Annotated in this window: 10 protein-coding genes; 7 read left to right on the forward strand and 3 right to left on the reverse strand. The window is 60.3% G+C overall.

The window, feature by feature from the left end:
• Positions 1-271 precede the first annotated feature (271 nt).
• The 5 genes from AC07V4_RS13695 to AC07V4_RS13715 all read left to right on the forward strand — a co-directional run bounded on the left by AC07V4_RS13695 (position 272) and on the right by AC07V4_RS13715 (position 5370).
• Positions 272-1024, forward strand: a complete 753-nt coding sequence (locus AC07V4_RS13695) for an ABC transporter permease (RefSeq protein ID WP_493075486.1) — start codon at positions 272-274, stop codon at positions 1022-1024.
• 20 nt (positions 1025-1044) lie between these two features.
• Positions 1045-1941 (forward strand): glycine betaine ABC transporter substrate-binding protein, encoded by an 897-nt coding sequence (locus AC07V4_RS13700; RefSeq protein WP_492636815.1) that lies wholly within the window; start codon positions 1045-1047, stop codon positions 1939-1941.
• Between the two features lie 11 nt (positions 1942-1952).
• The gene (locus AC07V4_RS13705; RefSeq protein ID WP_135287373.1) at positions 1953-2606 is read left to right on the forward strand and encodes an ABC transporter permease; all 654 of its coding nucleotides are present in this window, start codon (positions 1953-1955) and stop codon (positions 2604-2606) included.
• Positions 2603-3760, forward strand: a complete 1158-nt coding sequence (locus AC07V4_RS13710) for an osmoprotectant ABC transporter ATP-binding protein OsmV (protein ID WP_492636814.1) — start codon at positions 2603-2605, stop codon at positions 3758-3760. The genes AC07V4_RS13705 and AC07V4_RS13710 overlap by 4 nt, the downstream gene beginning before the upstream one ends.
• A 446-nt stretch (positions 3761-4206) precedes the next feature.
• Positions 4207-5370, forward strand: coding sequence for a type III PLP-dependent enzyme (locus AC07V4_RS13715; RefSeq protein ID WP_492636813.1), 1164 nt, complete (start codon positions 4207-4209; stop codon positions 5368-5370).
• 49 nt (positions 5371-5419) lie between these two features.
• Here the strand turns inward: AC07V4_RS13715 and AC07V4_RS13720 are convergent, their stop codons facing one another.
• Together AC07V4_RS13720 and AC07V4_RS13725 are read right to left on the reverse strand one after the other, a co-directional pair.
• A complete protein-coding gene (locus AC07V4_RS13720; protein WP_492636812.1) occupies positions 5420-6169 on the reverse strand; it encodes a tetratricopeptide repeat protein in 750 nt (249 codons plus the stop codon).
• 1 nt (position 6170) lies between these two features.
• Entirely contained in the window at positions 6171-6851 is a 681-nt protein-coding gene (locus AC07V4_RS13725; RefSeq protein ID WP_025856255.1) for a Fe2+-dependent dioxygenase, read from the reverse strand.
• Positions 6852-7057: 206 nt separating this feature from the next.
• Here AC07V4_RS13725 and AC07V4_RS13730 point away from each other — a divergent pair, with 206 nt between their 5' ends.
• Entirely contained in the window at positions 7058-9355 is a 2298-nt protein-coding gene (locus AC07V4_RS13730; RefSeq protein WP_492636811.1) for a TonB-dependent receptor, read from the forward strand.
• A 136-nt stretch (positions 9356-9491) separates the two neighbouring features.
• Positions 9492-12017, forward strand: a complete 2526-nt coding sequence (locus AC07V4_RS13735; protein WP_492636810.1) for a PepSY domain-containing protein — start codon at positions 9492-9494, stop codon at positions 12015-12017.
• A gap of 67 nt (positions 12018-12084) precedes the next feature.
• Here the strand turns inward: AC07V4_RS13735 and AC07V4_RS13740 are convergent, their stop codons facing one another.
• Positions 12085-13626, reverse strand: a complete 1542-nt coding sequence (locus AC07V4_RS13740) for an alkaline phosphatase D family protein (RefSeq protein ID WP_492636809.1) — start codon at positions 13624-13626, stop codon at positions 12085-12087.
• Between the last annotated feature and the right edge of the window lie 6 nt (positions 13627-13632).

A 13632-nucleotide genomic window follows, 5' to 3' on the forward strand; every position in this document is an offset into this window, starting at 1 on the left:
AAAAAAGGGCGGCGAGTATAGCGCAAACCCCAGGGGCCGGACCACCGTTCACCCGATTAGGGGTGGCTAAATGCTGCCAAGTGTGGAACCTTTTAAAAGGTCGAGACGTCCACTCCCCTGCTACCACACTCGTAACAGGGACTGAAAAATCAGCAAGTTAGCCTGACGAGGCTGCGCTCATGGCTCGGATTTTTACCGCGTTGCCGGTATGGACGAGCTGCTTTTCGCGAACGCATTCGAAGGCGGCCAGGAATGGCATTGCCGCTCGGAAATGTGTTCGCCGACAAAAGAAAAAAGGAGTCCGCCTGTGGCTATTCGCTATGGCAAAGGGCTGATAGGAAGCGTGGTTGTCGTCGCGCTCCTGGCCCTGCTGGTCCACTGGATCGGCATCAACACGATCGAACTGTACCGCGACGATTTGTTGTTTTACCTGCAAGCTCACCTGATCCTCGTTCTTGTCTCCATGCTGGCCGCCCTCGTTGTGGGCATCCCTGCCGGTATCCTGCTCAGCCGACCGAACATGGTCGGGCGCGCAGAACGCTTCATGCAAATCTTCAACATCGGCAACACCGTCCCTCCCCTGGCCGTACTGGCCATCGCCCTCGGCGTCCTCGGCATCGGCAGCGGCCCAGCCATCTTCGCGTTGTTCCTCGCCTCCCTCCTGCCCATCGTGCGCAACACCTACGAAGGCCTCAAAAACGTCCAGGGCTCCCTGAAAGAAGCTGCCACCGGCATCGGCATGACGCCGCGCCAGGTGCTGTTCCGCGTGGAATTGCCCAACGCCGTGCCGATCATCATCGGCGGCGTGCGTGTGGCCCTGGCGATCAACGTCGGTACCGCACCGCTGGCCTTCCTGATCGGCGCCAACAGCCTGGGCAGCCTGATCTTCCCCGGCATCGCCCTGAACAATCAGCCGCAATTGCTGCTTGGCGCCGCGTGCACCGCGTTGCTGGCATTGCTGCTTGACGGTCTGGTGACCATGGCCAGCCGCCTCTGGCTGGAACGCGGGTTGCGTCCGTCTTAAGGCCTGGCAAAGGAATACACATGAAAAAGATAACTCTGATATTGAGCTGCTTCCTGCTGTTCGCAGGCATTGCGCAAGCCGCCGAAAAACCGGTGATCCGCATCGGTGCCCGGGTGTTCACCGAACAGACCCTGCTCGCCGAAATCACTTCCCAGTACCTGCGCAGCAAGGGCTACGACACCCGTGTGACCGGTGGCCTGGGCAGTAACCTGGCACGCAGTGCCCAGGAAAGCGGGCAACTGGATTTGATCTGGGAATACACCGGTGTGTCGCTGGTGGCCTACAACCATGTCGATGAGAAGCTCGACAGCGAACAGTCCTACGCCCGAGTGAAAGAACTCGACGCGAAAAAAGGCTTGGTCTGGCTGTCGCCGTCGAAATTCAGCAACACCTACGCCCTGGCCCTGCCCGAGAACGTGGCCCAGGCGTTCCCGCAGATCAACAGCATCAGCGACCTGACCCAAGCCTTGGCCGAAGACGCCAAAGCCACACGCCTGGTGGCCCTGGACACCGAGTTCGCCAACCGCTCCGACGGCATGGGCGGCATGGTCAAGCTGTACGGCATGAACCTCACGCGCAAAAACACCCGGCAGATGGACGCTGGCCTGGTCTACACCGCGCTGCGTAATGGCCAGGTGTTCGCCGGGTTGGTCTACACCACGGACGGGCGCCTGAACGCCTTCAAATTGAAGCTGCTGGAAGACGACAAGCACTACTTCCCGGACTACACCGCCGCACCCGTGGTGCGTCAGGTTTATCTCGATGCCCACCCGCAATTGGCCGCTGACCTCAAGCCTCTGGCCGCTCTGTTCGATGACGAAACCATGCGTCAGTTGAATGCGCGGGTCGACGTCGACCATGAAAGCCCTTCCGCTGTAGCCGCCGACTTCCTGCGCCAACATCCGATCAATCAATAAGAGGAGAAGACATGGAATTCCTGAACGCCTTTTCCCATCTTGATTGGGCCCAAGTCCTGCACCTCACGTGGCAGCACATTACCCTGGTCGGTATCGCCGTGATCCTCGCGATCTTGATCGGCGTGCCCCTGGGCATCCTGATGACGCGTTTTCCGACGCTGGCCGGGCCGTTGCAAGCCAGTGCCACGGTATTACTGACGGTGCCATCCATCGCCCTGTTCGGCCTGCTACTGCCGTTCTACTCCAAGTTCGGCCAGGGCCTGGGGCCGATGCCGGCGATTACCGCCGTGTTCCTCTATTCCTTGCTGCCGATCATGCGTAACACCTACCTGGCCCTGACCGGCGTAGAACCGGGCATTCGCGAAGCCGCACGCGGCATCGGCATGACGTTCGGCCAGCGCCTGCGCATGGTCGAACTACCTATCGCGGTGCCGGTGATCCTCGCCGGTGTGCGCACCGCCGTGGTGATGAACATCGGTGTGATGACCATTGCCGCCACCATCGGCGCCGGTGGCCTCGGTGTACTTATTCTGGCCTCCATCAGCCGCAGCGACATGTCGATGCTGATCGTCGGCGCCGTGCTGGTCAGTCTCCTGGCCATTTTCGCCGACCTGCTTCTGCAATGGCTGCAACGCTCGCTGACTCCAAAAGGATTGCTCAAATGATCGAACTTCAAAACCTGTCCAAGACCTTCCAAAGCAACGGCAAGATCGTAACAGCCGTTAACGATGTGAGCCTGACCGTCAATGAAGGCGAAATTTGCGTATTCCTCGGCCCCTCGGGCTGCGGCAAGAGCACCACGCTGAAGATGATCAACCGCCTGATCAAGCCCTCTTCAGGCAAGATTTTGATCAACGGCGAAGACACCACCGACCTGGACGAAGTGACCCTGCGCCGCAACATCGGCTATGTGATCCAGCAGATCGGCCTGTTCCCCAACATGACCATCGAAGAAAACATCGTGGTGGTGCCGAAACTGCTCGGCTGGGACAAACAGAAATGCCACGACCGCGCCCGCGAGTTGATGAGCATGATCAAGCTGGAACCCAAGCAGTACCTGCATCGCTACCCGCGTGAGTTATCGGGCGGGCAGCAACAGCGGATCGGCGTGATCCGTGCTCTGGCGGCCGATGCGCCGTTGCTGCTGATGGATGAACCGTTCGGCGCGGTCGACCCGATCAACCGCGAGATGATCCAGAACGAGTTCTTCGAGATGCAGCGGGCACTGAACAAGACGGTGATCATGGTCAGCCACGACATCGACGAAGCGATCAAGCTGGGCGACAAGATCGCAATTTTCCGTGCAGGCAAGCTGCTACAGATCGACCACCCGGACACGCTGCTCGCGCACCCGGCCGATGAATTCGTCAGCAACTTCGTAGGCCAAGACAGCACCCTCAAGCGCCTGCTGCTGGTGAAGGCCGAAGACGCGGCGGACAACGCACCGTCGGTGAGCCCGGAGACGCCAGTGGCCGATGCGCTGGAACTGATGGACGAGCATGACCGCCGTTATGTGGTGGTCACCTGCGCCGAGAACAAAGCACTGGGCTATGTACGACGTCGCGACCTGCACCGTCAGACCGGGACCTGCGGGCAATATCTACGCGAATTCAACGCCACGGCGGCGTATGACGAGCATTTGCGCATCCTGTTGTCGCGCATGTACGAGTTCAACCGTTCGTGGTTGCCGGTGATGGATGCGGAGCGGGTGTTCCTGGGGGAAGTGACCCAGGAGTCGATTGCCGAGTACCTGAGTTCCGGTAAGTCGCGTGGGGGCAAGACCAGTATCGTCTCCCCAGCGGAAATCGCCCTCGCCTGATAGACCGCTATCGCAGGCAAGCCAGCTCCCACAGGGAATGCATTCCAACAGGTGCATGCCATTCAACTGTGGGAGCTGGCTTGCCTGCGATGAAGACGCCGCCAATCCCCCTGATTTGCCCCACCCGGGGAACATCATTCCGTCACACCGGTCGGTTACATAAGTAGCTGCACGAGGTGCCGCGACGAACGCGTGCAAAAACGCGACATTTTTAGTTGATCTATGGCCCCTCACGTCCTAAAGTTCGCGCCGAACGTCCATGCTGGAAACGATCCATCCGGCTCAAGTACTGACGACGAGACAGCAAGGCCAAGGGAAGCGGTTATTCCCATGGCCTTTTTGCTTTCGGCGACATGCCTTGGGAAGTAGGCGAACCAAAGTGGGGATACGGAGGACGTTCATTTGCACCCATTGATCAAATTAGTTTGCCCTTAGGAGTTCCCAGCATGTCGATCCAGGTCGAAGATTATTTCGCGCGCGCCACTTTTGACAAAATGAAGGCGTTCGCCGACAAGCAAGAAACCCCATTCGTGGTGATCGACACCGCGATGATCAGCCAGGCCTACGATGACCTGCGCGCCGGTTTCGAATTCGCCAAGGTTTATTACGCGGTCAAAGCCAACCCGGCTGTCGAGATCATCGACCTGCTCAAAGACAAAGGCTCGAGCTTCGACATCGCTTCGATCTATGAGCTGGACAAAGTGATGGACCGTGGCGTCAGCCCGGACCGTATCAGCTACGGCAACACCATCAAGAAGTCCAAGGACATCCGCTACTTCTACGAGAAGGGCGTGCGCCTGTTCTCCACCGACTCCGAAGCCGACCTGCGCAACATCGCCAAGGCCGCACCGGGCTCGAAAGTGTATGTACGCATTCTCACCGAAGGCTCGACCACGGCGGATTGGCCTCTGTCGCGCAAATTCGGCTGCCAGACCGACATGGCCATGGACCTGCTGATCCTGGCCCGCGACTTGGGCCTGGTGCCCTACGGCATCTCGTTCCACGTCGGTTCGCAACAGCGCGACATCAGCGTGTGGGACGCGGCCATCGCCAAGGTCAAAGTGATCTTCGAACGCCTGAAGGAAGAAGACGGCATCCACCTCAAGCTGATCAACATGGGCGGCGGCTTCCCGGCCAACTACATCACCCGTACCAACAGCCTGGAAACCTACGCGGAAGAAATCATCCGTTTCCTCAAGGAAGACTTCGGCGACGACCTGCCGGAAATCATCCTGGAGCCAGGCCGTTCGTTGATCGCCAACGCCGGTATCCTGGTCAGCGAAGTGGTGTTGGTGGCGCGCAAATCCCGCACCGCCGTCGAGCGCTGGGTGTACACCGACGTGGGCAAGTTCTCCGGCCTGATCGAAACCATGGACGAAGCCATCAAGTTCCCGATCTGGACCGAAAAGAAAGGCGAGATGGAAGAAGTGGTCATCGCCGGCCCTACCTGCGACAGCGCCGATATCATGTACGAAAACTACAAGTACGGCCTGCCGCTGAACCTGGCAATCGGTGATCGTCTGTACTGGCTGTCGACCGGTGCGTACACCACCAGCTACAGCGCGGTTGAATTCAACGGCTTCCCGCCGCTGAAGTCTTACTACGTGTAAGAACGCTGCACATAAAAAACCCATGACGTGTCATGGGTTTTTTTATATCTCAGGAAAGGGTAACGGCGCGTTGCTGGTAGGCTTCAGCCATGGCGCGAATCTGCGGATCGTTGGCGGCCTCCAAGGCTTTATGGGCCGTACGCAAAAATTTGAGATTCCCGCCCGCCAACGCCTTGCGCAACCACTGCAGTGCCTCTTCGATTTGACCTTTATCAGCCAACACCGCGGCATAACTGAACTGTCCGCGAAAATCGCCACCCTCCGCGGAACGGCGATACCAGTCGACGGCGGCCTCCAGATCTCTTGGGCAAAACTGCCCGTCTTCCAGATAACGACCCACCAGGTTCATGGATTTGGCATGCCCCTGCTCGGCCGCCAGACGATAAAACATCAGCGCTAGCGGGCGATCTTCAGCCACGCCTCGGCCGGTCGCCAGCAGGTTCGCGTAGTTGTACTGGCCCCAATCCAACCCAGCCTCCGCCGCTCGGCAATATTCTCGCGCCGCCGCCACCTCATCAACGGCACAGCCCCAGCCATGCTCCAGGCAACGCCCGGCCATATTGCGCGCCATCAAATGCCCGCCTTGGGCCGCGATCTGAAACCAACGCAGTGCCAACGCTTCATCCCGCGCAATGCCGCGCCCTTCCAGCAGGATTTGCCCGAGCAACGCCTGGGCGTCGAGTACGCCCTCCTTCGCCGCCATCAGGATGGCCTGGGCGGCGCGCACCGGGGAGTCGTCGAGCATGCTTTGCAGTTGTTCGACGTTGAGCACTTCTTCACGGCGCAATAAAAAGCCCATGTCAGACCTCGACCCAGCGACGCAGCAGGTTGTGGTACGTGCCGGTGAGTTGGATCAGGGCCGGGTGGTCCGGGACGTCACGGGTCAGTTGCTGGATGGCACCGTCCATCTCGAACAACAAGGTGCGCTGGCTGTCTTCGCGCACCAGGCTTTGGGTCCAGAAGAACGAGGCATAGCGCGCGCCGCGGGTCACGGCGTTGACTTTATGCAGGCTGGAACCGGGGTACAGCACCATGTCGCCGGCCGGCAGCTTGACCCGTTGCAGGCCGAAGGTGTCCTGGATTTCCAACTCACCGCCGTCGTATTCGTCCGGGTCGCTGAAGAACAGGGTGGACGACAGGTCAGTGCGCACCCGCTCGTGACTGCCCCGGGCCTGGCGCACGGCGTTGTCGATATGGAAATCGAAACTGCCACCCGCGGTGTAACAGTTAAGCAACGGCGGGAAAACCTTGTGCGGTAGCGCCGCTGACATAAACAACGGATTTTTCCACAACCGCTCCAGCATCGCCGCGCCAATTTCCTTGGCCAGCGGGTGACCTTCGGGCAATTGCAGGTTGTGCTTGGCTTTGGCGGACTGGTGCCCGGCGGTGATCTTGCCGTCAGCCCACTCGGTGGTTTCCAGGGCCTGGCGAATGCGCTGCACTTCCTCACGAGAGAACAGGCCGGGTATGTGCAGCAGCATGGGGCAGTACCTGAAAACAGAGAGTCATTAATGGTATTGATTCTTATCCGCCCTGTAAAACACCGGAGACGAATGAGTGTGCAAAAACCGTAAGCCAAAAGTGTAAAGAATGTAAATTCAATGCAATTAGCAATGTATCGCAATTGATATGAATACTTGTTCACCCTATATTCCGCGACCTCACATCCTTGGGGAAAGGACACGTCATGTCGCGCATTACTACAAAAACACCTGCCAGTTCACCACGCATGCTGGCTTCGGCCATCGGCGTCGCTCTCAGTGCCAGCTCCGTCGCCCATCTGGCGCAAGCGGCTGAAGACACCGAACAAAAAGGCGAGCGCAACAGCATCTCCCTCGGCGCCACCAGCATTACCGGCCAGGAACAGGACAACACCTCCTACCAGGTGGAAAAAGCCTCTTCACAGAAGTACACCGCGCCGCTGGTGGACACCCCGCGCTCGGTCACCGTGGTGCCGCAACAAGTGCTGAAAGACACCGCCGCCACCTCGTTGCAGGATGCCTTGCGCACCGTGCCGGGCATTACCTTCGGTGCCGGTGAAGGTGGCAACCCTCAAGGCGACCGCCCGTTCATCCGTGGTTTTGACGCCCAGGGCGACACCTACCTGGACGGCGTGCGCGACACTGGCGGCCAGAGCCGCGAAATCTTCGACATCGAGTCGATCGAAGTCAGCAAAGGCCCGAATTCGTCCTTCGGTGGTCGCGGCTCGGCCGGCGGCAGCATCAACCTAGTGAGCAAGACGCCACAGGCGCGGGACTTCACCAACGGTGGCTTCACCTACGGTTCCGACCAGACCCGCCGTTACGTACTCGACGTGAACCGTCAGTTCCTCGACGACAGCGCCGCGTTCCGTCTGAACCTGATGAGCCACGAGCAGAACGTGGCCGGTCGCGATGCGATCAATTACGACCGTTGGGGCGTGGCGCCGTCGCTGACCTTTGGCCTGGGCACACCGACCCGCGTCAACGTCAGCTACTACCACATGGAAAGCGACGACCTGCCGGACTCGGGCATTCCTTATGGCTACAGCAACAGCGGCGCCAAAGCCGCGCATGTGCATGACAAGCCCACCGACGGCGGTGACAGCAACAACTTCTACGGTTTGAAAGACCGTGACTTCCGCAAGACCCGCGCCGACATCAGCACCGTCTCCGTCGAGCACGACCTGAACGACAACATGACGCTGAAAAACACCCTGCGTCACGGCAGCACCGGCCAGGACTACATCCTCACCCAGCCGGACGACAGCCAGCACAACGTCAACCAGTTCGGTACCGTTTGGCGTCGCGCCAACACCCGCGTGTCCACCACGACCACGACCACCAACCAGACCGATCTGTTTGGTAATTTCCAACTGGCGGGTATGAAGCACTCCTACTCCACCGGCCTGGAATTTACCGGTGAGGAAACCCGCTACAGCGGCTACACCGTGTCGCCAAACGCCAACCCAAGCGGCGGTTGCAAACCCGGCCTGGTCGGCAACAGCGGCGGTAGCTGCACGTCCCTGGGCAATCCGAACCCGGACGACGCCTGGACCGGCAGCGCCACACGCAACTACATGGGCACCAACACCAAGGCCACCAGCCGCGCCGCCTACGTGTTCGACACCATCGAACTCGACCCGAAATGGCTGCTGAATGTCGGTTTGCGCTACGACACCTTCGACACCGTGGCCAATACCAACGCCACCACCGGGCGTTCCAAGATCAAAGAGGACAGCCAGTTCTTCAACTGGCAGGCTGGTTTGGTCTGGAAGCCTGTGGATAACGGCAGCATCTACGCGTCTTACGCCACTTCGGCCTCACCAGCCGGCGGCCTGGTCGGTGAAGGCGCCGATGGCAACCCACTGTCGGCCGGTGCCGCCAGCAGCGACCTGAAGCCGGAAGAAACCGTCAACTACGAGCTGGGCACCAAGTGGGACCTGTTCCACGACCGCCTGTCCCTGACCGCCGCAGTGTTCCGCACCGAGAAGAAGAACACCCGCATCCTGGTAGACGCGATGACTTACCAGAACGCCGGCGAATCCCAGGTCGATGGCCTGGAGCTCTCCGCCAGCGGCAAGCTGACCGATCACTGGCAGGTGTTCGCCGGCTACAGCTACCTGGACAGCGAACTGGTCAAATCCGGTCTCAACGGACGTAATGGCGTGGTCAGCGCTGGCTCCAACAAAGGCAACGAAATGCCCAACACGCCGAAGAACACCTTCAGCCTGTGGACCACTTATGACATCACGCCAAAACTGACCATCGGCGGCGGCGCGTTCTACGTCGACCAGGTTTACGGTGATGCGGCCAACACGGTGTACGTGCCGTCCTACACCCGCTACGACGCCATGGCCAGCTACAAGCTGACCAAGAACGTCGACCTGCAATTGAACGTGCAGAACCTGACCGACAAGACCTACTACGACAAAGCCTACGCGGCGCACTTCGCCAACCAGGCGGCCGGTCGTACGGCGCTGTTGACCACCAGCTTCCACTTCTAAAAGCGGTCAACGTTCAGCCAAAAGCCCCACGCATCGGATGCGTGGGGCTTTTGCATGTAAAACAGAATGTTTCTCGACAACTCACGGCATAATGCGCGCCGTGACGAACAAACCCAGATGAGCGAGGCGGTCAGACGTGTTGAAGAAAACCCTGTTTCAGTTGCACTGGTTCTTCGGCATCACGGCCGGGCTGGTGCTGGCGTTAATGGGGATCACCGGAGCAGCGGTTTCGTTTCAGGATGAAATCCTGCGGGCGCTCAACCCCGCGACACTGAGCGTGGAAAAACGCGAGGCTGGCGTATTGCCGCCCGCCGAACTGGTGCGCAAGCTCGAAGCCACCGAAGGCAAGACCGTGTCGATGCTGTGGGTGGAAAGTGAAAGCGGCAATGCCGCCCGCGTGTTTTTCACCCCGCCGCCAGGCGAGCGTCGCGGCCAGATGCGCTACTTCGACCCCTATACCGGCGACTACATGGGCGATGCCGTCGGCCAGGATGTACTCGTCTTCACTCTGCAACTGCACCGTTTCCTGGCCATGGGTGAAACCGGGCGCAACATCACGGGCGCCTGCACGCTGCTCCTGGTGTTCTTCTGCCTCTCCGGCCTGTACCTGCGCTGGCCGCGCCAGGTGGCGAGCTGGCGAGCCTGGCTGACATTGGACTGGCGCAAAAAAGGCCGCAGCTTCAACTGGGACCTGCACTCGGTATTCGGCACCTGGTGCCTGTTGTTCTATCTATTTTCGGCGCTGACCGGGCTGTATTGGTCCTACGACTGGTACAGCAAAGGGCTGACCCAACTGCTGTCCGACGCCCCACAAAACGAACGGATGCGCAAACGCGGCCCGCCGCCCGCAGGCCCGGCACCAGTGGCCAACTACGACGCCATCTGGAGCAGCATCTACGCCAACGCCGGTCCCGACCTGAGCGCCTACAACATCCGCATGCCGGCCGTCGCCGGGCAACCGGCTACCGTCTATTACCTGCTCAAGTCATCGCCCCATGACCGGGCGCTGAACCAGATCAACCTCGACCCGGCCAACGGCGAGGTCAAATCCCACGATCAATACGCGAGCAAGACGCTTGGCTCACAGTTACTCACTAGCATCTATGCACTGCACACCGGCAGCTACTTCGGCCTGACCGGCAGGATCATCCTCACCGTCAGCTCGCTGTTGATGCCACTGTTCTTTATCACCGGCTGGCTGCTGTACCTCGACCGTCGCCGCAAAAAGCGCCAGGTACGCGACGCCCGCAAAGGCTTAGGCTCCAATCACAGTGATGCACCGGCGTGGCTGATCGGCTTCGCCAGCCAGAGCGGCTTTGCCGAGCAACTGGCATGGCAAACGGCTGGGCAACTGCAGGCCGCAGGCTTGCCGGTGAAGGTGCAGCCTCTGGGAAGCGTCAGCCAGAGTGACTTGAGCCAGTCTGAAAATGCTCTGTTCGTGGTCAGCACTTTCGGTGACGGTGAAGCGCCGGACAGCGCCCGTGGTTTTGAGCGCAGCGTGCTCGGCCAGGACCTGTCCCTCAAAGGCTTGAACTACTCGGTGCTGGCCCTGGGTGACCGTCAATATGAGCACTTCTGCGGCTTTGCCCGACGCCTGCATTTCTGGCTGACCCATCAAGGCGGCAATGCGCTGTTCGCCCCCGTGGAAGTCGACAGCGGCGACACCGAAGCCCTGCTGACCTGGCAACAACAACTCGGCCAACTGACCGGCCACGCGCCTGCAGCGGCCTGGCAAGCGGCGCCGTATGAAAACTGGACGCTCAACCAGCGCACCCTGCTCAACCACGACAGCGTCGGCGCCGACATTTACCTACTGGGCCTGACACCACCTTCGCCGCAAAGCTGGCTGGCAGGTGACTTGGTGGAAGTGTTGCCGCGCAACTGTACCTGGGCCGTCGAGCACTTCCTTGAAGGCCTGGGCCTGGCCGGCAGCGACGGCGTGGTGATCGACGGATTGACGCAAACCCTCGACCAAGCCTTGGCCACCCGCCAGCTGCCGACCCATCGTGCGCATCTGGTCGGCCTGCACGCCCAGGCGCTGGTGAACGCCTTGGTGCCCTTGGGCATGCGCGAGTACTCCATCGCCTCGATTGCCAGCGACGGCGTGCTGGAGTTGATAGTGCGCCAGGAACGCCACCCCGACGGCAGCCTGGGGCTCGGCTCGGGCTGGCTGACCGAACACGCGGCCATTGGCTCAGGGATCAGCCTGCGCCTGCGCCGCAACAGTGGTTTCCACCTGCCACAGGCACCGGTGCCTCTGATCCTGCTGGGCAACGGCACCGGCCTGGCCGGCCTGCGCAGCTTGCTCAAGGCGCGCATTGCCGATGGCCAGCAGCGTAACTGGCTGCTGTTCGGTGAGCGCAATATCAAGCACGACTTCCTCTGCCAGGACGAACTGCACGGTTGGTTGGCCGGCGGTGACCTGGCCCTGCTCGACCTGGCGTTTTCCCGGGATCAGGAAGAGAAAATCTACGTGCAGGACCGCCTGCGAGAGTCGGCGGATGTGCTACGGAAATGGCTGGCCGATGGCGCGGCGATTTATGTCTGCGGGAGTTTGCAGGGTATGGCGGCGGGGGTGGATCAGGTGCTGCATGAGGTGCTGGGCAGTGAAGCCGTGGAGCGCTTGATCGAGCAAGGCCGCTATCGTCGAGACGTCTACTAACCTCCTGAATGAACAGCGATCAAATTGTGGGAGGGCCCCCCTCCCACAGTTTTAACTGCATTCCAAGTCAAGTCGGTTGCAGTTTTTGCTCGAACACCGACACACCGTCCAAGTCCCGCAAAATCACAGTCAACTCCGCCGTCTGCCCATCAATCTGCACTTCGCCAAAAAACTGAAAACCGGCAAACGGCGAGGTGTTCTGTGCGGGTGGCGCCTTCTCGAATACCACTTCAGGACCAAAGGTTTTATCCAACTGATTCGGCCCGAAGCTTCCGGCATTCAACGGCCCGGCTACAAATTCCCAGAACGGCTCGAAATCCTGGAACGCCGCACGATCCGGGTGGTAGTGATGCGCTGCGCAGTAATGCACATCCGCCGTCAGCCACACATGGTTACGCACCTTTTGCGCTCTTAAAAAGCCCAACAACTCGGCAATCTCCAATTCACGACCTTGGGGTGCACCTGGGTCATTGTTGGCGATGGCTTCCCAACGTGGCACGCCAGGACTGACCTCACCGTCAGGTACGCCAAGGCCAATGGGCATGTCGGCGGCGATGACTTTCCACTGCGCCTGGGAACCCTTGAGTTCGCGCTTGAGCCAGTCCAATTGCTCACGCCCCAGAAAGGGTTTTTCGCCGCCCAGATTGTCATCGTTGGGCCCACGATAACTGCGCATATCCAGTACAAATACGTCCAACAGCGGGCCGTAGTTGAGTTTGCGATAAATGCGCCCGCCGCCATCGGCACTCTGTCGACGCATGGGTGAATATTCCAGCCAGGCCTGACGCGCACACCCCACCAGGGTGTTGATGTCCTTGGTCTGATAACGCTCATCCAGTTGCTTGCTCGGCGACCAGTTGTTGACGACCTCGTGATCGTCCCATTGCCAGATTTGCGGCACCTCGGCATTGAAGCGGCGCACGTTCTCATCCATCAGGTTGTAGCGATAGTTGCCGCGATATTCATCCAGGGTTTCGGCGACTTTGCTCTTGGCTTCGGTGGTGATGTTGCGCCAGATGCGCCCGTCCTCGACGGTGAGTTGCGCAGGCACCGGGCCGTCGGCGTAGATGGTATCGCCGCTGTGGATAAAGAAGTCCGGCAGGCGCAAGCGCATGGCTTCGTAGATGCGCATGCCGCCGATGTCGGGGTTGATGCCGAAGCCCTGGCCGACGGTATCGCCGCTCCACACAAAACGAATGTCGCGGCGCTGTTGCGGCACGCTGCGCAGGTGGCCAAACCAGGGCTCACTGGCGACGCCGGTCTGTGCATCCTCGAAGTACACGCGATAGAAAATCGCCTGATCGACCGGCAGCCCGGTGAGTTCGACACGGGCGGTAAAGTCGGTGCGGCTGTCGGCCAACGGCGAGATGAACTTACGGGGGTTGCTGAACACACTGCGGGTGTCCCACTCCACCACCATCTTGGCCGGGCGGTCGCTGCGGCTCCAGATCATGGCGCGGTCGCCGAGCAGGTCGCCGGACTGCACGCCATCGGTGAGTTGCGGCCGGTCTTTCACCGAAGCAATCACCGCCGGTGCCAGGCCTGGCAGCAGAATGCCGGCGCCGACGGCTTGCATCACACGGCGACGGCCGAGATCGAAGTGGCTCATGCAGGT

Source organism: Pseudomonas sp. GW821-FHT03A09, from assembly GCF_059421065.1.